The sequence below is a fragment of the Bacillus sp. FSL E2-8887 genome, assembly GCF_038007205.1.
Taxonomy (GTDB): Bacteria; Bacillota; Bacilli; order Bacillales; family Bacillaceae_G; genus Bacillus_A; species Bacillus_A mycoides.
The window spans coordinates 4,729,369-4,755,005 of sequence record NZ_JBBOWS010000001.1 but is presented as its reverse complement, the minus strand read 5'-3'; the positions used below and the strand labels follow the sequence as shown (position 1 = coordinate 4,755,005).

General features: G+C 36.8%; 24 protein-coding genes. 17 read left to right on the top strand and 7 right to left on the bottom strand.

All coding sequences use genetic code 11. The annotated features are described in order from the left end of the window. Positions 1-41: 41 nt before the first annotated feature. Complete coding sequence (locus NSQ08_RS24625) at positions 42-1,169, bottom strand: LCP family protein (protein WP_340779421.1); 1,128 nt, start codon at positions 1,167-1,169, stop codon at positions 42-44. A gap of 74 nt (positions 1,170-1,243) precedes the next feature. Next, entirely contained in the window at positions 1,244-1,879 is a 636-nt protein-coding gene (locus NSQ08_RS24620; RefSeq protein WP_061689030.1) for a YigZ family protein, read from the bottom strand. Between the two features lie 238 nt (positions 1,880-2,117). Here NSQ08_RS24620 and NSQ08_RS24615 point away from each other — a divergent pair, with 238 nt between their 5' ends. The 7 genes from NSQ08_RS24615 to hpf all read left to right on the top strand — a co-directional run bounded on the left by NSQ08_RS24615 (position 2,118) and on the right by hpf (position 8,389). Continuing rightward, positions 2,118-2,960 carry a DegV family protein gene (locus NSQ08_RS24615; protein ID WP_002143753.1) on the top strand — a complete coding sequence of 281 codons (843 nt, stop codon included), beginning with the start codon at positions 2,118-2,120 and terminating at the stop codon, positions 2,958-2,960. Between the two features lie 162 nt (positions 2,961-3,122). Continuing rightward, positions 3,123-3,437 (top strand): winged helix-turn-helix transcriptional regulator, encoded by a 315-nt coding sequence (locus NSQ08_RS24610; protein WP_002089608.1) that lies wholly within the window; start codon positions 3,123-3,125, stop codon positions 3,435-3,437. Between the two features lie 264 nt (positions 3,438-3,701). Next, positions 3,702-5,018, top strand: a complete 1,317-nt coding sequence (locus NSQ08_RS24605; protein WP_340779412.1) for a C40 family peptidase — start codon at positions 3,702-3,704, stop codon at positions 5,016-5,018. 130 nt (positions 5,019-5,148) lie between these two features. Beyond that, complete coding sequence (comFA, locus tag NSQ08_RS24600) at positions 5,149-6,498, top strand: ATP-dependent helicase ComFA (protein ID WP_340780257.1); 1,350 nt, start codon at positions 5,149-5,151, stop codon at positions 6,496-6,498. After that, a complete protein-coding gene (locus NSQ08_RS24595) occupies positions 6,498-7,202 on the top strand; it encodes a ComF family protein (protein ID WP_340779409.1) in 705 nt (234 codons plus the stop codon). The genes comFA and NSQ08_RS24595 overlap by 1 nt, the downstream gene beginning before the upstream one ends. Before the next feature lie 126 nt (positions 7,203-7,328). Further along, entirely contained in the window at positions 7,329-7,526 is a 198-nt protein-coding gene (gene cspC / locus NSQ08_RS24590) for a cold shock protein CspC (RefSeq protein WP_001990088.1), read from the top strand. 320 nt (positions 7,527-7,846) lie between these two features. Next, entirely contained in the window at positions 7,847-8,389 is a 543-nt protein-coding gene (hpf, locus tag NSQ08_RS24585) for a ribosome hibernation-promoting factor, HPF/YfiA family (protein WP_002089603.1), read from the top strand. A 103-nt stretch (positions 8,390-8,492) separates the two neighbouring features. On the opposite strand, the gene NSQ08_RS24580 is transcribed toward hpf, so the two are convergent. Then, the gene (locus NSQ08_RS24580) at positions 8,493-8,936 is read right to left on the bottom strand and encodes a VOC family protein (RefSeq protein ID WP_149191057.1); all 444 of its coding nucleotides are present in this window, start codon (positions 8,934-8,936) and stop codon (positions 8,493-8,495) included. An 82-nt stretch (positions 8,937-9,018) separates the two neighbouring features. Here NSQ08_RS24580 and NSQ08_RS24575 point away from each other — a divergent pair, with 82 nt between their 5' ends. From NSQ08_RS24575 to NSQ08_RS24530, 10 genes are all read left to right on the top strand, one after another. Beyond that, entirely contained in the window at positions 9,019-9,957 is a 939-nt protein-coding gene (locus NSQ08_RS24575) for a helix-turn-helix transcriptional regulator (protein WP_085312788.1), read from the top strand. Between the two features lie 254 nt (positions 9,958-10,211). Beyond that, entirely contained in the window at positions 10,212-12,719 is a 2,508-nt protein-coding gene (gene secA, locus NSQ08_RS24570; protein WP_002034761.1) for a preprotein translocase subunit SecA, read from the top strand. Positions 12,720-12,862: 143 nt separating this feature from the next. Continuing rightward, positions 12,863-13,961 (top strand): peptide chain release factor 2 gene (gene prfB / locus NSQ08_RS24565; RefSeq protein WP_100248371.1). Its coding sequence is split into 2 segments (ribosomal slippage): positions 12,863-12,934 and positions 12,936-13,961, totalling 1,098 coding nucleotides; the frame shifts between segments, so codons are not numbered across the junction. Between the two features lie 457 nt (positions 13,962-14,418). Then, entirely contained in the window at positions 14,419-14,742 is a 324-nt protein-coding gene (gene cccB, locus NSQ08_RS24560; protein ID WP_002016129.1) for a cytochrome c551, read from the top strand. A gap of 323 nt (positions 14,743-15,065) precedes the next feature. Beyond that, positions 15,066-15,752 carry a cell division ATP-binding protein FtsE gene (gene ftsE / locus NSQ08_RS24555; RefSeq protein WP_002016128.1) on the top strand — a complete coding sequence of 229 codons (687 nt, stop codon included), beginning with the start codon at positions 15,066-15,068 and terminating at the stop codon, positions 15,750-15,752. Then, positions 15,742-16,635: a permease-like cell division protein FtsX gene (ftsX, locus tag NSQ08_RS24550; RefSeq protein ID WP_002089596.1), complete on the top strand. Its 894-nt coding sequence runs from the start codon at positions 15,742-15,744 to the stop codon at positions 16,633-16,635. Before ftsE ends, ftsX begins: the two co-directional genes overlap by 11 nt. 118 nt (positions 16,636-16,753) lie before the next feature. Continuing rightward, positions 16,754-18,190 carry a S41 family peptidase gene (locus NSQ08_RS24545; RefSeq protein ID WP_012261984.1) on the top strand — a complete coding sequence of 479 codons (1,437 nt, stop codon included), beginning with the start codon at positions 16,754-16,756 and terminating at the stop codon, positions 18,188-18,190. A 95-nt stretch (positions 18,191-18,285) separates the two neighbouring features. Continuing rightward, positions 18,286-19,470, top strand: a complete 1,185-nt coding sequence (locus tag NSQ08_RS24540; protein WP_172798714.1) for a PDZ domain-containing protein — start codon at positions 18,286-18,288, stop codon at positions 19,468-19,470. Between the two features lie 128 nt (positions 19,471-19,598). Beyond that, positions 19,599-21,314 carry an ABC transporter ATP-binding protein gene (locus tag NSQ08_RS24535; RefSeq protein ID WP_016102260.1) on the top strand — a complete coding sequence of 572 codons (1,716 nt, stop codon included), beginning with the start codon at positions 19,599-19,601 and terminating at the stop codon, positions 21,312-21,314. A 65-nt stretch (positions 21,315-21,379) separates the two neighbouring features. Beyond that, the gene (locus tag NSQ08_RS24530) at positions 21,380-21,691 is read left to right on the top strand and encodes a YbjQ family protein (protein ID WP_002112849.1); all 312 of its coding nucleotides are present in this window, start codon (positions 21,380-21,382) and stop codon (positions 21,689-21,691) included. A gap of 133 nt (positions 21,692-21,824) precedes the next feature. Here the strand turns inward: NSQ08_RS24530 and abc-f are convergent, their stop codons facing one another. The 4 genes from abc-f to NSQ08_RS24510 form a co-directional block, all read right to left on the bottom strand. Further along, on the bottom strand, positions 21,825-23,459 hold the full coding sequence (gene abc-f, locus NSQ08_RS24525) for a ribosomal protection-like ABC-F family protein (protein WP_340779395.1): 1,635 nt from the start codon (positions 23,457-23,459) through the stop codon (positions 21,825-21,827). A gap of 264 nt (positions 23,460-23,723) precedes the next feature. Next, positions 23,724-24,269, bottom strand: a complete 546-nt coding sequence (locus NSQ08_RS24520; protein ID WP_002016115.1) for a flavodoxin family protein — start codon at positions 24,267-24,269, stop codon at positions 23,724-23,726. A gap of 4 nt (positions 24,270-24,273) precedes the next feature. After that, a complete protein-coding gene (locus tag NSQ08_RS24515) occupies positions 24,274-24,642 on the bottom strand; it encodes a MerR family transcriptional regulator (RefSeq protein ID WP_002016114.1) in 369 nt (122 codons plus the stop codon). 51 nt (positions 24,643-24,693) lie between these two features. Further along, on the bottom strand, positions 24,694-25,587 hold the full coding sequence (locus tag NSQ08_RS24510) for a LysR family transcriptional regulator (protein WP_340779392.1): 894 nt from the start codon (positions 25,585-25,587) through the stop codon (positions 24,694-24,696). Between the last annotated feature and the right edge of the window lie 50 nt (positions 25,588-25,637).

The following is a 25,637-nucleotide window of genomic DNA, read 5'->3' as shown; positions in this document are numbered from 1 at the left end:
GAAATAAAAAGAGCCAAATCGTATACGATTTGGCTCTTTTTTTATTCATGATTCCTCATAATCCACTCTGCATGAGCATTTGTAGAAGGGGGAGGAGGAGGTGGTGTTTTGTTCTCACTCGGCTCCTTCTTTGCTTTTGCGCTGGAGTTAGAATTTGAATCGGAATTTGTATTCTCATTTTTCGTAGTCTCTGTTGGAACTTTTGCTTTTTCTCCTATTTCCTTTTCAATTTCGTTACGTACAGTCTCTACACTGATTGGATCTGGAAGGAAGTAATAAATACCGCCAATTTTTCTGTCTTCTCCTTCAAGTTTTAACGTTTGTATTGTAGAAGGGTCGAATCCAGAGATTTTATTGTAAAGAGCAAGTCCGTCTGAAATAGGAATATCGGTTTTTATATATTTTCCAACTACCTTTGTTAAATCTTTAATTTTAAATACGGTAGAAGCAGAGTTTAGCTTTTGGGCAACAGCAGCCAGTACTTGTCTTTGTCTAGCAGCTCGACCATAATCACCGTTAGGATCTTGCTTTCGCATACGGACGTATGCGAGTGCTTCTTCACCATTTAAGTTCTGTTGACCTTGTTTAAATTGGATTTTTTTATAGTAATCCACGTCAGAGCGTTCCCAGAAATCGAAGGGGACATCAACGGTAATACCGTCAACAGCATCAACGATACCTTTAAATCCTTGGAAATCAATTTTAATATAATGATCAACAGGAACTTTTAAAAACTCTTCGACGGTGTCGATTGCCATTTTTTCTCCACCGTAAGCATGGGCAGCGTTAATTTTGTCTTCTTTATTTTTGCCAACAATCTTAACACGAGAATCGCGTGGGATACTCATAAGTGAAACCTTTTTTGAGTTGGGATTAACTGTCGCGAACATGAGTGAATCTGTTCGGCCGTTTTGACCATCTGTTGCGTAATCCTCAATACCCATAATTAGTATTGTGAAAGGTTTTTTTGTGATTTCCACATCTTCTGCTCGTAATTTAGATTTTTCACGGCTAAATCCACTGTACATCCCCATGAGAGAAGTGTAGGAATTTAACATATAAAGTCCTACGCTACCAAATAAAAATGCGAAAATAAGAAAGAAGAAAAACTTTCTTCTACGTTTCTTTTTTATTCTGCTATTTTGGAGATGATAATAATGTTCTTCCATATATAATCTCCTTAGTTCATTTGTAGGGAATTAATTCACTACATTAATCTTTAAAGGCGATAAGTTAGCTATTCTTAGATAACACCTTGTTCTAAGTACAACATATCTCCTTCTTTAATTGTACACTTCCCGTTTGTTAATTCAATCATCCAATCTGTAAATGTTTGTTTTCGATTTTCTTCTACATACGTATCGAATGTGACGTTTTCTAGATAATGTATATCTTTAATGTTATATTCTGAATTACGTAATTCATTTTCAACTTTGCCAAGCAATGTGTAATCAATTTCTGTTTCCATAACGCGCATTAGTTTTCGCTCAACAACGCCTACGTGATTAAGTCCTTCACTTGTACATTTTCCATATGCGCGAATTAATCCACCAGCACCAAGTTTAATGCCACCAAAATAGCGTGTGACGACAACGACAGTATCCTTTAGGCCTCGCTTTTTTAATACTTCTAACATAGGTACACCAGCTGTGCCGCTCGGTTCGCCGTCATCGTTTGCCTTTTGAATTTGATCTTGTTCACCGATTAAATATGCGGAACAATTATGTGTTGCATTCCAATGCTGTTTTTTTATTTTTTGTATAAATGTTTGAGCTTCCTCTTCCGTTGTGGCGCGATTCACATAGCAAATGAATCTTGATTTTTGAATCACAATTTCGTGCTCTCCATAGCCTTTTATTGTTAAATATTGTAATAACAATGGTATACGCCCCTATCTTTCAAAATAACTAGTACTTTACATTTTAAAAGCGAGCGTTTTTATATTCAAACATTTTTTACAAATATGTTGAAATTTTTGGTGAGTATTTTATCTTTTTGTTGTAATTTGTCGAGCGAGTGATTGTAGTTTCTAGCCGGCATTTTTATGTATGGATGCACCTTTTCTAGTTTTCGTGTAAAATTAGGGGATAAAAATTTTTTATAAGGCAGGTACGAAAATGAAAACAGCTATTGTTACCGATAGTACAGCATATATACCGAAGCATATTCGTGACGAACTCAATATATATATGATTCCATTAAACGTTGTGTTTGGAACGGAATCTTATCAAGAAGAGGCTGAAGTTTCAGCAAATGATTTTTATATAAAGGTACGTGAACAAGAGGAACTTCCGAAAACTTCGCAACCAGCAATTGGCAAGTTTTTAGAGTTATATGAAGAGTTATCTAAAGAATATGATGCAGTTATTAGCATTCACCTTTCCAGTGGAATTAGTGGTACATATCAAACAGCAACGGCAGCTGGACAGATGGTAGATGGTATTGATGTATATACGTACGACTCTGAAATTAGTTGTGAAGTACAAGGGTTTTACGTGCGTGAAGGGGCAAAATTAGTAAGTGAAGGGAAAGCCCCAGAAGAGATTATCGCTCGCTTTGATGAAATGAAGAAAACGATGGATGCTTATTTTGTAGTGGATGATTTACATCATTTACAACGTGGTGGAAGATTAAATAGTGCACAAGCTTTCATCGGTAGTTTGTTACAAGTAAAACCAGTATTATACTTTAGAGATAAAGTAATTATTCCATTCGAAAAAATTCGTACGCGTAAAAAAGCGTTAAAGCGTATCGTTGAAATCTTTGATGAGCAGGCGAATAAAGGTGTGCCTATGGAAGCTGTTATTATTCATGCGAATCGTGAAGAGGAAGCTAATGAATGGAAACAAGAATTAGAAGAGATATACCCTCATGTTACAATTCGTACGAGTTATTTCGGAGCTGTAATTGGGACGCATTTAGGTGAAGGTGCGCTTGGTTTAGGTTGGTATACGAAGTGATAAAGATATAAAAGCTCTCTTACTTGAAGAGGGTTTTTTTACGGGGATTTGACAAGTTAATATTTGGAAATGGTAAAATGTATGTAAAATTAAATAATGAGGAAAGTTTTATTACTTACTTTTTACAAGAAACTATATTATAATAGAAGAGAGGTGAAACATATGGAGCATAATTCTTGTTTATGTCCAAAGTTTGAGTCAGCTTTTACAATGCTTAGTAAGAAATGGACTGGCTTAATTATTAAATCTTTGCTCGAAGAGCCGAAACGTTTCAGAGAAATCGCAGATATTATACCGAATATGAGCGATCGTATGTTGTCAGAACGTTTAAAGGAATTAGAAGGCGAAGGTATTGTAGTTCGTAATGTTTACCCAGAAGTACCAGTTAGAATAGAGTACGGTGTAACTGATAAAGGGAAAGCGTTGGAAAGTGTTATGGATGAGGTCCAAAATTGGGCTGAGAAATGGATGAAGTAATGTTTCTATTTCATTCATATTGGAGTATTTTCAAAACGTAAGGGGTTCCCTTACGTTTTTTTTCAATCCTATAAAAAACGGTGTAAGGCTCTTGAAATTCTACATATATATACAAATTTAGATATACTTTGCTATAGAGATAAATTTAATATTACATTTATTTTACAAAACCGTAACATTAGCAAAAAAACTCCCGAATTATGGTATAAATTTTAATAGGTTATATACGGAAAATGAAAAAAAGAAAGCGGTGTAAAAAATAAAATGAAAAAGCTAAAAATGGCATCTTGTGCATTAGTTGCAGGGTTAATGTTTTCTGGGCTAACACCAAATGTATTTGCAGAAGATAAAATTTCTGACGTGAAATCACAAATTAACACACAAAATGATACTTTACATAAACAACAACAAGAACGTGATGAATTACAAAAACAAATGAATGACTTAAACAAAACAATCCAAGGTTTGGATAAGTCTGTTCAAGAGAACGCTTCAAAACTTGATGAAACAACAAAAAAAGTTTCTGATACTGAGCAATTAATCGAAAATAAAAATAAAGATATTGCAGAACTACAAACAAAGATTGCAAAACGTGAAGAGTTATTAAGAAAACGTTTAGTTGCACTACAAGAACAGCCAAATACGAACATTGTAACAGAAGTTCTTGTAAACTCTAAAAACGTTGCAGATTTAGTTGATCGTTTAGCTTCTGTGTCTAAAATTATGGAATCTGACGAAGATATCATGAAAACACAACAAGAAGATCAAACGAGCGTGAAAAAAGATGTTGAGACAGTAAAAGAAAAACAAAAAGAATTAAAAGAAGCACAAGCTCAAATTGAAACTGCTAAGAAAGAACTTGACGTTGAAAAAGAGAAAAAAGCAACAGCAGTAAACGATTTAAGTGGTAAAATGGATACAGTTGTAACTACAATGACAAGTACGGAAAGTCAATTACAAGATCTTGAGAAACAAGCACTGCAATTACAACGTATTGCGGAAGAAGAAGCGCAAGCAAAAGCGGCACAAGAAGCTGCTGCTCAAAAACAAGCAGAACAAGCTGCTAAAGAAGCACAAGCTCAACAAGCTGCACCAGCGCAAGCGCCTGCAGAACAAGCTGCACCAGCAAACAATGCTGGACAAGCTCAAAAAGAAGAACCTAAAAAAGAAGAGCCTAAAAAAGAGACACCTAAACAAGAAAATAAAAAACCAGAGCCAGCACCAGGTCCAACTCCGGCTCCTGGCGTAATTGGTAAAGCGCAACAATACTTAGGTAAGCCATATGTTTGGGGAAGTGCATCTCCATCAAACGGTGGTTTTGACTGTAGTGGATTTATTTCTTACATTTATGGTGTAGGTCGTCAAGACGTTGCAGGTTACTGGAACTCAGTTTCGAAAGTAAGTAGCCCACAACCTGGAGATTTAGTATTCTTCCAAGGTACTTATAAAGCAGGTCCATCTCACATCGGTATTTACGTTGGTAACGACCAGATGATTCATGCAGGTGATAAAGGGATTGCTTACGCTAGCTTAAGCAGTAGCTACAACCAAAAACATTTCTTAGGTTACGGTAGATTATAGGATTTATAATTGAATAAAAAACGTGTATAAAGTCGATAGCCTACTATTTTATAAGTAGGTTATCGGCTTTTTTGAGTTTTTACGAGATAAAGAGCAGGATTTATAGTAGTGCTGGAGGTGGCTATTGATGATGTTAGCTGGTAGACAGTTACTGTTAGAAGAACTCTCTTCAGATTTGCAGAATAAATTGGATCATCTGAAAAGGAATCGAGACGTCGTTTGTGTACAAGGGGTAATTAAGAAGTCTTCAAAATATATGTGTCAGCGCTGCGGAAATATAGAGCAGCGACTATTTGCATCATTGCTATGTAAAAGGTGCAATGAAGTATGTACGTATTGCCGGAAATGTATAACGATGGGCAGGGTAAGTGAATGTACTGTACTTGTTCGCGGGATTGCTGAAATAAGCGGAGAAAGTTATTTGAATCCGTTACAGTGGGAAGGCGTTTTGTCTGACGGTCAGGAGTTAGCTGCGCAAAGTGTCGTTGACGCTGTTAAGCAGAAAGAATCATTTTTTATTTGGGCGGTGTGCGGGGCTGGAAAAACAGAAATGTTGTTTCGCGGAATTGCAGAGGCACTACAAAAGGGAGAAAGAGTTTGTATTGCAACGCCGAGAACGGACGTTGTACTTGAATTAGCACCAAGATTACAAGAAGTGTTTCCAAATATAAATGTAGCTGCTTTATACGGAGGGAGTTTAGACCGAGAAAAAGATGCGGCGTTAATCGTTGCAACTACACATCAATTGTTACGTTATTATAGGGCGTTCCATGTCATGATTGTAGATGAGATAGATGCTTTTCCGTATCATGCAGATAAGATGTTGCAGTATGCAGTAAACGAAGCGATGAAAGAGAAGGCAGCACGTATTTATTTAACTGCAACTCCAGATGAAAAGTGGAAGCGTAAGTTGCGAAGTGGTAAGCAAAAAGGGGTTATTATTTCAGGGCGATACCATCGTCATCCATTGCCAGTTCCGATATTTCGGTGGTGCGGAAATTGGAAAAAGGGTCTTATACGTAAAAAAATTCCTCGTGCTTTATTACAATGGTTAAATCTGTACTTATCGAAACGATACCCCATTTTTCTATTTGTTCCTCATGTGCGATATGTAGAAGAAATTAGCCAGTTATTAAAATCATTAAACAATCAAGTTGACGGTGTGCATGCAGAAGATCCGGCGAGAAAAGAGAAGGTAGCAGCTTTCAGAAAAGGAGAAATCCCTTTATTAGTTACAACGACGATTTTGGAACGAGGAGTAACTATTAAAAATTTACAAGTTGCAGTTTTAGGAGCTGAGGAAGAAATATTTTCAGAAAGTGCTCTCGTTCAAATTGCAGGGCGTGCTGGCAGAAGCTCTGATGAACCGCATGGAGATGTTATCTATTTTCATTATGGAAAGACAGAGGCGATGGTGCGTGCAAAAAAACATATTCAAAGTATGAATAAGAATGCTAAAGAACAAGGACTGATAGATTGATGCATTGTCTACTTTGTGATGAGTATATTTCATATGCGATTAGTTGGTACACTTTTTTTGTTAAGCTTCATAAAAAGTATATATGTGATAGATGTGAACAAAAACTTTCCTATATTATAGGAGATATTTGCAAGGAGTGTGGTCGGCCTTTAGAACTTGTACCAGCTGAATATAAAAATGGGGATATTTGTATGGACTGCATAAGGTGGACGAACGAGCAGGGGTTTCCGTCTCTCATAAATCGTTCGTTGCATGTGTATGATGAAGGGATGAAAGAAATATTAGCACAGTTTAAATTTCGAGGAGATGCTGAATTAGTGCATATTTTTCATCAGCCTTTTCGAAGTCTTTTTCAAAAATATTTTGCGAATGTTTCAGTTGCCATTCCGGTCCCTCTTAGTGAAGAGCGAGAATACGAGCGTGGTTTTAATCAGGCGGAGTTACTAGCTTCTTGTTTGCCTATCAAAATGTTTTGTACATCATTAAGAAGAATAGAAACAGAAAAACAAAGTAAGAAGAAGCGTAAAGAAAGGATATCGGGAGTTAATCCTTTTTATTTTCAGGGAGAAGAGATGTTTCATGAGCAACACGTTTTAATCGTGGATGATGTGTATACGACAGGAATTACTGTTAGGCAAATTGGAAGTCTTTTGTATGATCGAGGAGCGGGAGAGGTTTCTTGTTTGACGCTTTGTAGAGGTTAATATGTGAATGTCGAAAGGAGTAATAAAAAGACGACAGGTCTTCTTTGACTTACAGTCTTGTCATTCGTTATAGTCAGAATATGGGGCGAATGCCCTGATTTTAAGAGTGAAGGGAATGGAATGAACATGCAAGGACGAGTAAAATGGTTCAATGCAGAAAAGGGATTTGGGTTTATTGAGCGTGAAGATGGTGACGATGTGTTTGTTCATTTTTCTGCTATTCAACAAGATGGGTATAAGTCGTTAGAAGAAGGTCAACAAGTGGAGTTTGATATTGTTGATGGAGCACGTGGGCCACAAGCGGCTAATGTTGTGAAACTGTAAAAATTAAGTTTTTGGAAAAGATAGAGCTGTATTTTTAGCAGCATTATATAGATGGCGAAAGCTCTTGTTCGTAACAAGGGCTTTTTTGTTTTAGATGAGTTGTCAAAAAGTTGTTTCTTTTCTGTAACTAATTGTCCACAGTTACATTCGTTATTCACGATGTTAATAGGATAAAATAAAGATAGAAACGATGCATCTTTTCATTTCAACAAAAAACGATAAAAAAATCGCAATTCCACTAATTTTTTAAAAAAATTAGAAGGAGTTTTTAAGCCAATGTCGAAATTATAGTACATAGGCTTGAAAGGAGGAATTCATCTATGAAATTCAACATTCGTGGTGAAAATATTGAAGTAACTCCAGCATTAAAGGAATATGTAGAGAAAAAGCTAAGTAAATTAGAGCGTTATTTTGATACATTCCCAGAGATTAAGGTTAATTTAAAAGTATACTCTGACAAGCAACGTATCGAGGTAACAATTCCATTTACAGATTTATTACTTCGTGCAGAAGAAACAAATAGCGATATGTACGCTGCGATTGATTTAGTAGTTGATAAAATTGAGCGACAAATTCGTAAACATAAAACAAAAGTAAACCGTAAATTACGTGAGAAAGGTTCTATGAAAACTAACTTTATCCTTCCGGAAGCAGTAGCTGTTCTGGATGCGGTAGAAGAGGATGAATTAGAACTTGTACGTACAAAACGATTCGATTTAAAACCGATGGACGTTGAAGAAGCGATCTTGCAAATGGATATGCTAGGACATAGTTTCTTCGTCTTCACAAATGCTGATACAAATGAAACTAATGTTGTATATGGCCGTAAAGATGGGAAATATGGTTTAATCGAAACTAAATAATCATTCAAAAGCGCAGCCGAAATGGCTGCGCTTTTTTTATATGTTTTTGCCTTCCTATCTTGTAATATTGATATGAATTTAAATGGCTTATTCGTAATGAAATTTAGAAGTCATGTTTTGTAACGGTCAATTGTATTACTATTCCAAAAGGATCTCGCACAATGGCGTAACCAGGGCTGAAGGAGTTTTTTTCAAAAGGTGTTAAAATATAAATCTCATCATGTTGAATTAGATTGTGATAGAGTGCTTCAATGGTTTGGAAATCTTTAGATTGAATGCATAATGATGAGCTATTACTTAATTGCCAAGGACGTGTGGAATCCACTGCCTGTTCTGCAATCATAATTTTATTAGTGCCAATTTGTAAAACGGAATGGGTAATATAATGTTCTTGGCTTTCTTTATACGTGAAATTAGGATCTATTTCTTTCATTTCTTTATAATTCTTTTTAAATAAAACTTTTGCGTCTAAATACTGTTCGTAAAATGCAATTGCTTTAGCACCTTGCCCATTTAATGATAAAAAAGGGATTACTTCAAAGTTCATTGTATTGCCTCCTTCATATATGTTTACACTTATTACTATACAAATATAAGGTGCCACGCATTGGCACTTATAGGGAGAGTTTATGAAAAAAGTTGAGCGTTTAAATCAGATGCTACGTTTTATTAATCAAAAACAAATATTCACATTGAAAGATTTAATGGATGAATTTCAAATTTCAAAAAGGACAGCTTTACGTGATATTGCATCATTAGAGGAAATGGGTGTACCTCTTTTTGCAGAGTATGGTCGGTATGGAGGGTATCGTTTAATAAAAACGATGACATTACCACCGATTTCATTTACAAATCATGAAGTTTTTGCACTTTATTTTGCAATGCAAGCACTAAGTAGTTTTGTAAGTATTCCTTTTCAAATCTCGTTTCGTTCCATTAATAAGAAATTTTTAGATAGTGTTTCGTCAAAACAGCGTGAGCAAATTGAAAACTTGCAAAAAAGAGTGTCCTTTTTTCATTTAGAACAAGCACATGAATGTGGTTATCTAGAAGAGATTTTGTTAGCTGCTGTTCAAAATAGGGCTTTAACTATAAACTATGTAACGCCGAAACAAACGACAATGCGCCGTATTCAGCCGATTTCGATTTATGCAATGAAAGGTTATTGGTATTGTCAGGCTTACGATTTAGATAAAGCGACTTATCGAGTGTTTCGCTGTGATCGTATTAGGTCGTTAGAAATGGTAGATGCTCAGGATAGTCTGGATTTGGAAAATATAAATATACATAACGCACATAGTCTTTGGAAGGCAACTGAACAAGCTATTCAATTTAAATGCTCAATTACTGCGAGGGGGATAGAGATATTCAAGCAACAACAATATCCTTCGATGAAATTATGGGAAGAATGTGAAGATACATATTTAATAGGAACTTATGAGCCTGCTGAAATCAACTTTATCATTTCATATCTAGCTAGTTTTGGTAAAACTATAAAAATAATTGAGCCATCTTCTTTAAAAGAGAACTTGAAAGAATACTACTTAGATTTAATACAAAATTTGTAACGAAGAGATAGTAGTTTGTTGGAAGAAATAAAATAAAATAAAAACTTTTTCTGAATCTATGGCTCGACATTTGGACGATTGTTGTCATAGTTATAAGACAAGTGTTACAATTATCATTAGGTTTATACATTTTAGCTTTTTAAATTAGGAGAAAAATTGGCATAACATAAATTTGATTTTTATAACGACTGATTGTAAAGAGAAAAAGAAAGCAATCGGAAGTTTTATTTTAATAAAAGAGGAGCGTATTTCCTATGATCGGTATTTTAAAAAAGGTATTTGATGTCAACCAACGCCAAATTAAACGTATGCAGAAGACAGTGGAGCAAATTGATGCATTAGAATCATCTATTAAGCCGCTAACTGATGAACAATTAAAAGGAAAGACGATTGAATTTAAAGAACGTCTAACAAAAGGTGAGACAGTAGATGATCTACTTCCTGAAGCTTTTGCGGTTGTTCGTGAAGCAGCGAATCGTGTTCTTGGAATGCGTCCATATGGCGTACAGCTAATGGGTGGTATCGCCTTACATGAAGGAAATATCTCTGAGATGAAAACAGGTGAAGGTAAAACGTTAACATCTACTTTACCTGTATATTTAAACGCATTAACAGGAAAAGGTGTTCACGTTGTTACAGTCAATGAATACTTAGCGCAACGTGATGCGAGCGAAATGGGACAACTTCATGAGTTCCTTGGCCTAACTGTAGGGATTAACTTAAATAGTATGTCACGTGAAGAGAAACAAGCTGCTTATGCTGCTGATATTACGTATAGCACAAATAACGAGCTTGGGTTCGATTACTTACGTGACAACATGGTGTTATATAGAGAGCAGTGCGTTCAGCGTCCACTTAATTTTGCTATCATCGATGAAGTCGATTCTATTTTAGTCGATGAAGCACGTACGCCGCTTATTATTTCGGGACAAGCTCAAAAATCAGCAGAGCTATACATGTTTGCAAATGCATTCGTTCGTACATTAGAAAATGAAAAAGAATATTCATTTGATGTGAAAACGAAAAATGTAATGTTAACAGAAGATGGTATTACGAAAGCTGAGAAAGCTTTCCATATCGATAACTTATTCGATTTAAAACATGTAGCACTTCTTCACCATATTAATCAGGCGCTTCGTGCACACGTTGTTATGCACCTTGATACAGATTATGTTGTACAAGAAGGCGAAATCGTAATCGTAGACCAATTCACTGGTCGTCTTATGAAAGGTCGTCGTTATAGCGAAGGTTTACATCAAGCTATTGAAGCAAAAGAAGGCGTAGAAATTCAAAATGAAAGTATGACGCTTGCAACAATTACGTTCCAAAACTACTTCCGTATGTACGAAAAATTATCTGGTATGACTGGTACAGCGAAAACGGAAGAAGAAGAATTCCGTAGTATTTACAATATGAATGTTATCGTAATTCCAACGAATAAAGATATTATTCGTGATGATCGTGCTGATTTAATCTTCAAATCAATGGAAGGTAAATTCAATGCAGTTGTTGAGGATATTGTAAATCGTCATAAGCAAGGGCAACCTATTCTTGTTGGTACAGTTGCAATTGAAACGTCAGAGCTTATTTCAAAAATGTTAACACGTAAAGGTGTACGTCATAACATCTTAAATGCAAAAAACCATGCGCGTGAAGCAGATATCATTGCAGAAGCTGGTATGAAAGGCGCTGTAACAATTGCGACGAATATGGCTGGTCGTGGTACGGATATTAAGTTAGGCGACGATATTAGAAACGTTGGCCTAGCAGTTATCGGTACAGAGCGTCACGAAAGCCGTCGTATTGATAATCAGTTACGTGGTCGTTCTGGTCGTCAAGGGGACCCTGGTGTAACACAGTTCTACTTATCAATGGAAGATGAACTAATGCGCCGCTTCGGTTCTGACAATATGAAAGCGATGATGGATCGTCTTGGTATGGATGATTCACAGCCAATCGAAAGTAAAATGGTTTCTCGTGCTGTAGAATCTGCGCAAAAACGTGTGGAAGGAAATAACTATGATGCACGTAAGCAGCTATTGCAATACGACGATGTACTTCGTCAACAACGTGAAGTAATTTATAAACAGCGTCAAGAAGTAATGGATTCAGAGAACTTACGCAGTATTATTGAAGGTATGATGAAATCTACGATAGAACGTGCTGTTGCACTTCATACGCAAGAAGAAATCGAAGAAGATTGGAGCATTAAAGGTCTTGTCGATTACTTAAATACAAACCTTCTTGAAGAAGGAGATGTAAAAGAAGAAGAGTTACGTCGCCTTGCTCCAGAAGAAATGAGCGAATCAATTATCGCGAAATTGTTAGAGCGTTATAACGAAAGAGAGAAGCTTCTACCTGAAGAGCAGACGCGTGAATTCGAAAAGGTTGTTGTATTCCGTGTTGTAGATACGAAATGGACAGATCATATCGATGCAATGGATCATCTTCGTGAAGGTATTCATTTACGTGCTTACGGACAAATCGATCCACTTCGTGAATACCAAATGGAAGGATTCGCAATGTTCGAGTCTATGATCGCTTCTATTGAAGAGGAAATCTCTCGTTACATTATGAAAGCTGAAATTGAGCAAAACTTAGAGCGTCAAGAAGTTGTTCAAGGTGAAGCTGTTCATCCATCAAGCGATGGCGAAGACGCGAAGAAAAAACCGGTTGTAAAAGGTGACCAAATGGGACGCAACGATTTATGTAAATGCGGTAGTGGCAAGAAATATAAAAACTGTTGTGGCATTGGGCAGTAATAGGGAACTGTAGTTCAGGCTGCTTTGCAAACTTTTACATCAAAAATGTATAATGAAAAGGTTTAAACTCTCTCCGTAATAAGTGGAGAGGGTTTCCCTTGTTTTCATATGAAAGTAACAGCAATTACATAGAGGTGAAGGAAATGGAATTAGTAGAAATTAGGCAAGAACTAGAAAAAATGGCTAAGAGATTAGCGGCTTTTAGGGGGTCTCTTTGACCTTCCTACTAAGGAAAAACAAATTGCAGAATTAGAAGAAACGATGATGGGCGCAGGATTTTGGGATGACCAACAAGGCGCACAAGCTGTAATTAATGAAGCGAATGCGCTGAAAGATATGGTTGGAAGGTTCCGTCAGTTAGATGAGACGTTCGAAAACTTAGAAATGACGCATGACTTACTTAAAGAAGAGTATGATGAAGATTTACATGAGGAACTAGAATCTGAAGTGAAAACTTTAATTCAAGAAATGAATGAGTACGAGCTGCAGTTACTATTAAGCGATCCTTATGATAAAAATAACGCTATTTTAGAATTACACCCAGGTGCAGGTGGAACAGAATCACAAGACTGGGGTTCTATGTTATTACGTATGTACACGCGCTGGGCTGAAAAACGTAGGTTTAAAGTAGAAACGGTTGACTACTTACCGGGCGATGAAGCTGGTATTAAGAGTGTTACATTATTAATTAAAGGTCATAACGCTTACGGTTACTTGAAAGCGGAGAAAGGTGTACATCGTCTTGTACGTATTTCACCGTTCGATTCTTCAGGTCGTCGTCATACATCGTTCGTATCTTGTGAAGTTGTACCTGAATTCAATGATGAAGTTGAAATTGAAGTGCGTACAGAAGATTTGAAAATAGATACGTATCGTGCAAGTGGTGCAGGTGGACAGCACGTTAATACGACAGATTCAGCAGTTCGTATAACTCATCTACCGACAAACACGGTTGTAACATGTCAGTCAGAGCGTTCTCAAATTAAAAACCGTGAGCATGCGATGAAAATGCTAAAAGCGAAATTATATCAAAAGAAATTAGAAGAACAACAAGCACAATTAGATGAGATTCGCGGAGAGCAAAAAGAAATTGGATGGGGAAGCCAAATCCGTTCTTACGTATTCCACCCGTATTCTCTTGTGAAAGACCATCGTACAAATACAGAAGTTGGTAACGTACAAGCAGTTATGGATGGAGAAATTAATCCGTTTATTGATGCGTATTTACGTTCTCGTATTTAATAAGAGAAAAAGCCAACAGAATTGTTGGCACATGCTGAGGTCCAAGAGGATATAAAGAGGTTTATCTTATTTATATTGATGAAATAAAGAGGAAGAGAAGTTGGAAACGACAACTTCTCTTTTTGATGAGATTATATGTAGAATACAATGCCGTATATTGTTTTGTAAAAGGTAGAGAATAGTAAAACAAAGTGGTAATAGAGTAGAGCTTTATATAGGGATTCTCAGTTTTTCTTTGGAGAAAAAGGCCCTTTATAAAATTTTTTAAGGTGTTCACAGAATTGAAACAATTTATGAAAGCTTATTTTATTAGGCTTCTCACTATATTTGTGAAAAATATGAAATACACCTTAGTTTTTCTATATAAAGATAATGCTTATAATGAATATTGAATGTGTTATGAAAACTATTGCCTAGTTATGAATGAAAAGAATATCAACAATGGGGAGCGATAGAAGTGAAAAAGAAATTGTTGGCTATTACGCTGGGGACATCAGTCGTTTTTGCTTTAGGAGCATGTGGAAATAAAGAAGAGAGTAAACCATCAAAACAATCTGCAAGCACAGATAGCGCAGAGCAAATTTACCAAAAAAGTTGTATAGGTTGTCACGCTAAAGATTTATCAGGAGCAACTGGACCAGATTTACGAAAAGTAGGACAGAAATATGACGCAGCAGAGATTGAAAAGATTATTGAAAAAGGCCGCGGTTCAATGTCACCAGGAATTATTCAAGGTGAAGATGCGAAAAAAGTAGCTGAATGGTTAGCGGAGCATAAATAAGAAACGTAATTAATAAACGAGCTGATTGTATAACTTGACCGAAAAGTGCTTCGAGTTAAGTAATTACATGAGCTCGTTTACCTTTTATTAGGATGTAACATAACTGTAACAAAATTGTATCCGAATTGGAAACCGATTGATGTTACAATGGGGTTTGTAGAATTTTGATGAAATATATTACATAGAGTAGCGTTGCTAATAAAAAGCATGTATGGAAGCTACCTTCAACAAGAATGGTCGAATGAAAATAAAGGTTTTTCTTTTATTTTCAAATGTACAGAAAAGTATTTCTAAAAAAATCATTAAGTATTGGGTGATAAATAATGATAAAAATGACGAATGTTTATAAGGAGTACCCAAATGGTATGAAAGCCATTGCTGGTCTCACAGTTAACATTAAACAAGGTGAATTCGTATACGTAGTTGGACCGAGTGGAGCCGGAAAATCTACATTTATTAAAATGATGTATCGTGAAGAGAAGCCATCTACAGGATCAATTAATGTAAATGGACTTGTAATTGAAACATTAGCAGAAAGAGATGTTCCATATTTCCGTCGTCAATTAGGCGTGATTTTCCAAGATTTTAAATTGCTACCTAAATTAACGGTATATGAGAATGTTGCGTTTGCTTTAGAAGTAATTGAAGAAGAGAAGGAAGCGATTCGTGAGCGCGTTACAGAAGTGTTAGGTCTTGTTGGTCTTGAAGAGCGTGCCGATGCACTTCCAAATGAGCTTTCGGGCGGAGAGCAACAACGTGTGGCGATTGCAAGAGCGATTGTAAATAAGCCAAAGGTTGTAATTGCCGATGAGCCAACAGGTAACTTAGATATTGAAACAGCTCTTGATATTATGAAGATTTTTAAACGTATTAATGAGCGTGGTACAACGATTGTTATGGCGACACATAACGCAGATATCGTAAATACAATTCGTCATCGTGTAATTGCAATTGAAGGCGGAAGAATTGTTCGAGACGAGATTGAGGGAGGATACGGATATGAAGGCTAAAACCCTTAGTCGACATTTGCGAGAAGGTGTGAAAAATCTATCCCGTAACGGATGGATGACATTTGCTTCTGTAAGTGCAGTAACAGTTACATTATTACTTGTAGGTGTCTTTTTGACAGCGATTATGAATATGAACCATTTTGCGACGAAAGTAGAGCAAGATGTAGAAATTCGTGTGCATGTTGATCCAGCAGCAAAAGAAGCTGATCAAAAGAAATTAGAAGAAGATATGAGTAAAATTGCGAAAGTAGATTCTATTAAATATTCTTCTAAAGAAGAAGAGTTGAAACGTTTAATTAAAAGCTTAGGCGATAGTGGAAAAACGTTCGAGTTATTTGAGCAAGATAACCCACTGAAAAACGTATTTGTTGTAAAGGCGAAAGAACCAACAGATACGGCAACAATTGCGAAAAAGATTGAGAAAATGCAGTTTGTAAGTAATGTTCAATACGGTAAAGGTCAAGTTGAAAAATTATTTGATACTGTAAAAACTGGTCGTAACATCGGGATTGCGTTAATTGCGGGTCTTCTATTCACAGCGATGTTCTTAATCTCTAACACAATTAAAATTACAATTTATGCTCGTAGTACTGAGATTGAAATTATGAAACTTGTTGGTGCAACAAACTGGTTTATTCGTTGGCCGTTCTTGTTAGAGGGATTATTCCTAGGAGTATTAGGATCAATTATTCCAATTGGCCTAATTTTAGTTATGTATAATTCGTTGCAAGGTGTGTTTAATGAAAAACTTGGCGGAACAATTTTCGAGCTTCTACCATACAACCCATTCGTATTCCAATTAGCTGGTTTATTAATGTTAATCGGTGCATTAATCGGTATGTGGGGAAGTGTAATGTCAATTCGTCGCTTCTTAAAAGTATAAAAAGTTGCAAACATAATTCGTACAAGCTTATCATATAGTAGAAATAGGTAAAGGCATCACACATCGTGTGATGCCTTTTGCTACACCACCTGTGTGTTCTGGAAAGGGGAATTCCGCATTGAAACGTAGAGTTGCAATTATTGGAATGGTTGTTGCATTTTTAATTGGTGCTGGCGGGATGTTTGGTGGTATGTACTGGTTTGGGATAAACCCAGCGTATGTAACGCAAACAGTATCGAATGGTAATGCTGGCACAGCGCAAGGGAATTTGGTAAAGATTAATGAGGCGTATGCACTAATTGATTCACGTTATGTGGAAGACGTGAAAGACGACAAATTAGTCGAAGGTGCGATACAGGGAATGTTGTCTACGCTGAAGGACCCTTATTCCACGTATATGGATAAAGAAACGGCAAAACAGTTTAGTCAGTCATTAGATCCTGAACTTGAAGGGATTGGAGCTGAAGTGAACAAGACGGACGGTAAGCTTATTATCGTATCGCCAATTAAAGGTTCACCAGCAGAAAAGATAGGAATTAAACCGAATGACCAAATTTTATCTGTAGATGGAAATAGTGTGAAAGATTTATCACGTGAAGAAGCAGTATTAAAAATTCGTGGTAAAAAAGGAACGACTGTTGCAATTGAAATTAAGCGCGCAGGAGTGGCTGATCCGATAGAATTTAAAATTAAGCGTGAAAAGATTCCGATTTTCACTGTATTTAGTTCCGTAAAGCAAGATAGCGGAAAAGATATCGGTTATATGCAAATTACTTCTTTCGCTGAAAATACTGCGAAAGAATTTAAGGATCAGTTAAAAGAGCTAGAGAAGAAAAACATAAAAGGCTTAGTTATTGACGTGCGTGGTAATCCTGGCGGTTATTTAAATAGTGTAGAAGATATACTAGGAGACATCATGACAGATAAAAAGCCAATGCTACAAGTAGAACAGCGAAATGGTGAGAAGAAGAAATTCTCTACGGAACTGAAAGAGAGAAAGTCATATCCAATTTCAGTATTAATTGATAATGGAAGTGCTTCTGCTTCAGAGATTTTAGCTGGTGCGCTAAAAGAAGGAGAAGGATACGATTTAATTGGTGAAAAAACGTTTGGTAAAGGTACTGTTCAACAGGCTGTTCCATTTAAAGATGGCAGCAACATTAAATTAACAATGTTTAAATGGTTAACACCAGATGGCAATTGGATTCATAAAAAAGGAATCGCGCCAACTGTAGAAGTGAAGCAACCAGATTATTATCATGCGACACCAATTCAAATTGAAAAGACACTTTCATACAATTCAAATGATGTACAAGTAAAACACGCGCAAGAAATGCTTAAGAGCCTAGGATATGTACCAGGACGTGAAGATGGATACTTTAGCAAAGAGACAGAATCAGCACTAAAAGCATTCCAAAATGCGAATGAGATGGAAGCGACAGGGCAACTTGATAAAAAGACAGCTGAAGCGATTCAAACTAAAATCATTGAAAAAATCCGTTCTGGAGAAAATGATTTACAATTACAGACGGCATTGAAATTAATAGCGAAATAAGAAAGAATACAGGCACTTTGATGCCTGTATTTTTTTATGTGTTAAATATGATAAGATAAAAAGAAAGAATGATATAAATGGTGGTGAATGAATTCGTGGAGGCATGGCTTTTTGAAATACTACGAGCGGTTGGACGTTTTTTCTTACACCCTGCTGTCTATGTATTTTTAATTAGTAGTATCTTCGTTGGATACTTACGTATATTACGAGAACGAAAAGATTTTTCTTTTAAAGTATATGATATTTGGTTTGAACTACGAACAACTCTATTTGCAGGTATTGGGTACGGATTAATCGTATCTATTATTACGATTGGGCTTGGGCTTGTTGTTTCAAAAGCGAGTTTATGGGCAATTTTACTTTGGACGTTATTATTCGGATTAACTGCTATGTATCGATATTTATCTGTAGCTTATACTTTCGGAATCGCGATTGCACTCGTGTTGTTATCGTCTAAGATGCCAGTTTCCTTCTTACAGCTTGGAGAAGGTGAAGAGGGTACGATTGTATCCCTTGCTATTTTACTAGGCGTTATGCTCGTTGTAGAGGGTTTATTAATCTCTAAAAATGCAGTTCGTTATTCTACGCCAAAAATTAACAAAGGTAAGCGTGGGCTACGAATTGGACTACATGAATCCAATCGTTTATGGCTTGTACCAGTATTTATTCTTATACCAGGAGACGCGGTGACAGGATTTATTTCTTGGTGGCCTGTCGTTTCAATAGGTTCGACTACATACTCTTTATTCCTCGTTCCATTTTTAATTGGATTTATGAGAAAGGTTAGAAGTTATGAGCCGACGGAAGCTTTATTATTTACAGGAAGACGCGTCTATGGTTTAGCGGGGCTCGTACTCGTTTTAGGTATCGCAAGTTACTGGTGGCACGTACTTGCAATTATCGCGATGGGAGTCGCAATGCTTGGACGCTTTACAATCTCGATGCAAGAGAAAATTGCAGACGAGAAAAGACCAGCATACTTTGCCGCACGTAATGATGGACTTGTTGTGTTAGATACAATTCCTAATACAATTGGGGCAGAGATGAATTTAAAGCCTGGAGAAGTTATTACGAAAGTAAATGGAATCATTCCAAGAAGTACCGAAGAGTTTTATGACGCGCTTCAAACGAAGACGACAGGAGCGTTTTGTAAATTAGAAGTAGTAGATACAAATGGTGAGCTTCGTCTTGCTCAAACGGCATTATACGCCGGGGGACATCATGAATTAGGTGTTGTATTTGTTCAGCAAGAGCACGAGTGGGATTCGGAAGCTATATAAAATAAAATGGAAACCTTCATCAAATATAGATGAAGGTTTTTTTAGTTTCATAGACGGATAACTTGAATAATTATTTGATAATGGTTATCATTTAGAGAGTCTTTTAATTTGGAAAAGGGAGGAAAGATATGTTACGTAAATTTTTTTCTTACTATAAACCGTACAAAGGTTTATTCGTACTCGATTTTTCCTGTGCAGTTATCGCAGGTTTACTCGAACTTGGTTTCCCGCTTATCGTAAATCAATTTATTGATAAGTTATTACCAGGACAAAATTGGACGCTTATTTTATGGGCTTGTTTCGGCTTGTTCGTAGTTTATGTGTTAAATGCAGGTTTGCAATATGTCGTTACATATTGGGGACATATGCTTGGGGTTAACATTGAAACAGATATGAGGCAGAAATTATTTGATCACATTCAAAAGCTATCATTCAGATTTTTTGATAATAATAAAACAGGTCATTTAATTTCACGTCTTACAAACGATTTAATGGAAATTGGGGAAATTGCTCACCATGGACCAGAAGATTTATTCATTGCCATTATGACTTTAGTTGGAGCATTTTCATTTATGATGATGATTAACTGGAAGTTAGCACTTCTAACATTCTTCGTAATCCCGTTCTTATTATGGTTGGCACTTTACTTCAATAAAAAAATGACAGGTACGTTTAGACGTTTATTCTCAGACGTTGCTGATTTCAATGCATGTATCGAGAACAATGTAGGTGGTATCCGCGTTGTACAAGCATTCGGAAATGAAAAGTTTGAGAAAGAGCAATTTGCTGTAAATAATGCTCGTTTCCGTACAACAAAATTAATGGCGTATAAAATTATGGCGTTAAATTCATCGATTAGTTATATGCTGATGCGTCTTGTAACACTCTTTGTATTAATATGTGGTACATGGTTTGTTCTGCAAGGTGAATTAACGTACGGTGGATTTATTGGATTCGTTTTATTAACGAATATTTTCTTCCGCCCAATTGAAAAAATTAATGCGGTTATTGAAAGTTATCCGAAAGGAATCGCTGGTTTTAAAAGATATGTAGAACTTCTGGAAACAGAGCCGGATATTGTAGATTCTAAAGATGCAATAGAAGTTAAACATGTACACGGCGATATTCAATACAATAACATCACGTTCGGATATGAAAATAAAGAGCCGATTTTAAACGATATTAGTTTGAAAATACATGCAGGTGAAACAGTTGCTTTCGTTGGACCATCAGGGGCAGGGAAAACAACATTATGTAGTTTATTACCTCGTTTTTATGAACAATCATCTGGATCAATTCAAATTGATGGCATTGACACCAAAGAGATGACGTTATCGTCACTTCGTAAGCAAATCGGAATTGTACAGCAAGATGTTTTCTTATTCTCAGGAACAATTCGTGAAAATATCGCTTACGGAAACTTAAAAGCTTCAGAAACTGAAATTTGGCAGGCGGTAAAACGTGCTCAGCTAGAGGACTTAATTTACTCGCAACCAGACGGTTTAGATACAGTTATTGGTGAGCGTGGTGTGAAACTTTCAGGAGGACAAAAGCAGCGCTTAGCAATTGCCCGTATGTTCTTGAAGAACCCGCCAATTTTAATTTTAGATGAAGCAACTTCTGCGCTAGATACAGAGACAGAACTTGCTATCCAAAAATCACTTGCAGAACTATCTGTTGGCCGTACAACATTAGTTATCGCTCACAGGCTTGCAACTATTAAAAATGCAGATCGTATCGTCGTTGTAAATAAAGACGGTATTGCAGAACAAGGTTCACATGAGGAACTAATCAAACGAGGCGAGGGTTACAGCCGATTGTATGAGGCGCAGTTTAGTTCGTAAATATAATTTCTGCTGAATTAGTGCACCATAAGTAAGTGGAAATCTTATTTGGGAGGCTACAAAGCATGATTGTAACAACAACTTCTACAATTCAAGGGAAAGAAATTATTGATTATATCGATATCGTTAATGGCGAAGCAATCATGGGTGCGAATATCGTGCGTGACCTTTTCGCTTCTGTCCGTGACGTTGTCGGTGGTCGCGCAGGCGCCTACGAAAGTAAATTAAAAGAAGCACGCGACATTGCAATGGAAGAGATGAAAACTCTCGCAAGACAAAAAAATGCGAACGCCATTGTTGGTATCGACGTGGACTACGAAGTAGTTCGCGAAGGAATGCTAATGGTTGCGGTGAGTGGGACTGCTGTCCGTATATAAAGTGAAAAGCCGTGCTGGTGCACGGCTTTTTGTTGTTATTGTGTCTAACATGATAGGTAGGGTGATATTCTATGTCGAAGCCTCGATATTTCTTGGGAAATGTGGAAGGTCCCGTCGATATATGGGGAAGACATTAGAGTGCTTCTTTACACTGCCGAATTCGAACTAATAATTTTTCGTATTCTTGTTCGAGAAATGTGATGTCATCATGCTGATTTGGGATAGAAATCCGGCTGATGATTTCTGTTAATTTTGTTTGTAATCGTAATAATTCTTGTTCAGTAACGTTTACAGAAGCTTGGGTGGTTCTTTTTGTGTATTGCTCGTAATTGCCGTGGAATATTCTTGGTTCGCTCTCATCTACTTGTAGAATATGGTTTGCAACAGAACGAATAAAGGCACGGTCATGGCTAATGAAAAGTATTGTACCAGGATACTCCTGTAACATGCTTTCTAATTCTTCTTGCGTCGCCAAGTCTAAATAGTTTGTCGGTTCGTCGAGCAGAAGCATATTATAGTTTCCTAAAAATACTTTTGCGAGTGCAACCTTCATGCGTTCTCCACCACTTAAGATGTGCACAGGTTTATGAACATCTTCACGGCGGAATAGGAGCCTTGCAAGTATTGTTCGAACGAACGATTCTGTATAGTTTGTTTCTTCTAGAACGTTTTCTAAAATTGTTTTATCTGTTTTTAAAATAGATAATGTTTGTTCAAAGTATCCAATTTTACAACTTTTCGAAAGCTGAATGCCACGCTCGTTCGCGAGAAGCATTTTGAACAAAGTTGTTTTTCCGCTTCCGTTTGCCCCTAAAATAGCAAGTTTTGCCCCAGGGACAATTGTTCCATTCATATTTTTAAATAGTGTGCGATCCCCTATTTTCTTCGTTGTTTTATTAAATTGAACAACTGCTTTACTATGAATTGGTGTGTGGTATTGTACGTCAAACTGAGCTTGAGAAAAGTCCTTCGGTTTTTCTTTCTGTTCCAACTTTTCAAGGCGTGTTTCTAGTGCTTTCGCTACTTTGCTAACATTTTCTTGCCCATGAGCCCCGCTGCACTTATAAAGTTTAGATTCAGATGAACTGAACCGTGTTGGGATTTTTGTCATGCTAGAAGCACGTTGCTTTCTTTGTGAAATTGACTGTTCTAACCGATTTTTTTCTTGTATATATTGATCATATTCTGCTTCCTTTTGTATTCGCTCACGTTCTTTTTGCTTTCGATAGTTTGAATAATTACCTTTATATTCTTGAATAGTACCGTCTTCAACTTCGATGATTTTTGTACATATGGCATCTAAAAGATCCCGATCATGCGATATTAAAACAAGTGCACCTTTATAAGATAAAAGTGCCTTTTCTAATTGCTCTGTACCGAACATATCTAAGTGACTTGTTGGCTCATCAGCAAATAGAATGCCTGCATCTTGTTCGAGGGCATGGGCGATCTTTAGGCGCATTCGTTCACCGCCGCTCATTGAATTTGCGACGTTTGAAATATTCCATTTGCCCTTAGCGAGGGAAGAAGCGGTTTCCGGTATCCCCTCGCTAAGCTGTGGGATAATGGCGATAGAACTATGATGAGTTACTGTGCCTTTGTCAGCTTCTATTTCTTTACTTAATATTTGTAATAACGTAGATTTTCCAGCTCCGTTGATTCCGACAATTCCTATACGATCGTTTGCTTGAATTTCTAGTGATGGTAACGTAAATATGGTGCGATCACCAAAGCTCTTTTCGATATTACGTGCGATTAAAATAGTCATAAAAAAACCTCCCTAGTTTCACTAGAGAGGATAAATGTCGCCCTTCAATGTAAAAATCGTACATAAATAAACGATTTTTTACATGATCGTATCGAAAGAAAGTATCGACAAATGGACAGACTAATCCTCTGCTAGTTTTCATCATTTTTGTTCACTATTTGTGATGGATGAAATAAATAAGAGAATTAGAACTTCATTGGTCAAAGTACCTTCCTTTCATAATATTATTTTTATTGTATGCGCATACAAATGGATTTGTCAAACTTATTTCTGTGTGCTATTTTTGAATTTATTATTATACAATTGTGCTTTTGCCAGCGCTTCAGCATCGTTCTTGATTTCATCTAGTCCATTCGCATCCCCAATAATATACCCTTCAAATGATGAACCAACAAAATCAAAGATATATTGAAACTGGGCGATAAGCGGCAATGCTTTCAGTTTTGGACTGTCTCCGCCAACGATGACAACGTACATTTTTTTGCCTTTCATTTTTTCTTTGAAATGAAGAGATTTATTACGCAAGCTTTGTGACCAGCGATCAACGAAGTTCTTCATGTGGCCGCTCATTCCGTACCAGTATAGCGGTGTAGCGAAGATAATCGTGTCGTGCTCTAGCATGCGTTTGGTTAACTGCTCGTAGTCATCATTTACAGGTTGAAATCCTTCTACATCATGGCGCTGATCTATGATTGGGTGGACGATATGATCACGCAAGTAAATTTGTTCTGTTTCAATCCCATCAATCACCATATGTGTTAAAGCTTCCGTATTTCCGTTTTGTCTTGAACTGCCATGTATAACAAACATGTAATCATCCCTTTTCTTTTGCTTGTTTTAGGAGTGAAACGTGTTTTTGTAAATTCGTTTGAATGTTGGAAAGTAATGTGATTTGCTTCGTTACCTCATCAAGTTTGTCTTCGTAAAGTGCAAGGATACTACTACACGGATTTTCGTAAAGATGGGGCTCGATTTCAAGGCAACGTAGCATTCGTTCTGTTTCTTCTAAATTTAAGCCGATTTGCAAGTACATTTGAATCAGCTCTACTTTTTCGATTGCACTTTCATCAAAATCACGGTAGCCATTTGCTAGGCGTTTCGAAGGGAGTAATCCCTTTTCTTCATAATGTCTTAGTGCCCTTTCGCTAACCCCAGTTTCTTTTGATAACTCTCCAATTCGCAATGCGTTTCACTCCTTTTACATGTATTGTAAACCTTCACACTAATGTGAAGGTCAACTCTGTTTTTTCGCAAAAGAATCTACGTGTTTTAAAAAGACTTGAATAGCTTTAGACGGGATAAAATATTTGCCGCGCACGATGGAGAATGGACGGATTAGCTCTTCGTTCGGAACAGGGATGTGGAATAGTTCTTTTGCTAATAGTTCTTTTCGAACAGTCCAATCTGAAAGGATGGCGATGCCAAGACCGGCTGCAACGGCTTCCTTCACGCTTTGAATACTGCTAAATGTAAAGAAGCGTTTCATTTTTAAATGATGTTGGTGTATAAATCGATCGCTATAGGCACGTGTGCCAGAGCCGCTCTCCCTTAATACCCAGACTTGGTCTTGCAATGCATTTTCGTTAATCCCCTTGATATGGAGCAATGGGTGGTTTGGCTGGACGACGAGTTTCATTTCATCTTGCATAAAAGTTTCAACATCTACGTCAGCGTACACGACTTGGCCTTCCACTAAGCCGATATCAATTTGATTAGAGCGGAGGCTTTGCAAAACTTCTTCCGTATTGGAGATAAATGTATGAACTTCGACGTGTGCATTTTCATTGGCAAAGCGCGCAAGTATTTTTGGAAGTAAGTATTCGCCAATTGTAAAGCTAGCGCCGATGCGAAGTGTTCCTGTTACGACGTTATGCAGCGCATTAATTTCCTGTTTTGCATCTTCATAAAGTGAGAGCATCTGCTTTGCGTGTATGTATAATATGTTTCCAGCTTCCGTAACTTGGACGTGCTTTGGGGAGCGCTGAATAAGTGTAGTCCCAAATTCATTTTCCAAGTTGCGAATGTGCATACTAACGCCAGGTTGTGAAAGGTTTAATAGTTCCGCAGCACGCGAAAAATGTTTTTGTTCAACGACAGTAACAAAGATCTTTAAAATGTCGACGTTCATTTGTTAGGCCCCTTTATTTTTGCTTTTATTTTATCATAAGTATTTCTGAT

Bases quoted from the DNA above. Each gene is read 5' to 3' on its own strand.
- comFA (WP_340780257.1), top strand. From the start codon at position 5,149: ATGTTAGCTGGTAGACAGTTACTGTTAGAAGAACTCTCTTCAGATTTG.
- NSQ08_RS24520 (WP_002016115.1), bottom strand. From the start codon at position 24,269: ATGTTTGTTATACATGGCAGTTCAAGACAAAACGGAAATACGGAAGCT.
- ftsX (WP_002089596.1), top strand. From the start codon at position 15,742: ATGAAGGCTAAAACCCTTAGTCGACATTTGCGAGAAGGTGTGAAAAAT.
- NSQ08_RS24530 (WP_002112849.1), top strand. From the start codon at position 21,380: ATGATTGTAACAACAACTTCTACAATTCAAGGGAAAGAAATTATTGAT.
- hpf (WP_002089603.1), top strand. From the start codon at position 7,847: ATGAAATTCAACATTCGTGGTGAAAATATTGAAGTAACTCCAGCATTA.
- NSQ08_RS24595 (WP_340779409.1), top strand. From the start codon at position 6,498: ATGCATTGTCTACTTTGTGATGAGTATATTTCATATGCGATTAGTTGG.
- NSQ08_RS24605 (WP_340779412.1), top strand. From the start codon at position 3,702: ATGAAAAAGCTAAAAATGGCATCTTGTGCATTAGTTGCAGGGTTAATG.
- NSQ08_RS24575 (WP_085312788.1), top strand. From the start codon at position 9,019: ATGAAAAAAGTTGAGCGTTTAAATCAGATGCTACGTTTTATTAATCAA.
- secA (WP_002034761.1), top strand. From the start codon at position 10,212: ATGATCGGTATTTTAAAAAAGGTATTTGATGTCAACCAACGCCAAATT.
- NSQ08_RS24610 (WP_002089608.1), top strand. From the start codon at position 3,123: ATGGAGCATAATTCTTGTTTATGTCCAAAGTTTGAGTCAGCTTTTACA.
- NSQ08_RS24625 (WP_340779421.1), bottom strand. From the start codon at position 1,169: ATGGAAGAACATTATTATCATCTCCAAAATAGCAGAATAAAAAAGAAA.
- abc-f (WP_340779395.1), bottom strand. From the start codon at position 23,459: ATGACTATTTTAATCGCACGTAATATCGAAAAGAGCTTTGGTGATCGC.
- NSQ08_RS24615 (WP_002143753.1), top strand. From the start codon at position 2,118: ATGAAAACAGCTATTGTTACCGATAGTACAGCATATATACCGAAGCAT.
- NSQ08_RS24580 (WP_149191057.1), bottom strand. From the start codon at position 8,936: ATGAACTTTGAAGTAATCCCTTTTTTATCATTAAATGGGCAAGGTGCT.
- NSQ08_RS24510 (WP_340779392.1), bottom strand. From the start codon at position 25,587: ATGAACGTCGACATTTTAAAGATCTTTGTTACTGTCGTTGAACAAAAA.
- NSQ08_RS24535 (WP_016102260.1), top strand. From the start codon at position 19,599: ATGTTACGTAAATTTTTTTCTTACTATAAACCGTACAAAGGTTTATTC.
- ftsE (WP_002016128.1), top strand. From the start codon at position 15,066: ATGATAAAAATGACGAATGTTTATAAGGAGTACCCAAATGGTATGAAA.
- cspC (WP_001990088.1), top strand. From the start codon at position 7,329: ATGCAAGGACGAGTAAAATGGTTCAATGCAGAAAAGGGATTTGGGTTT.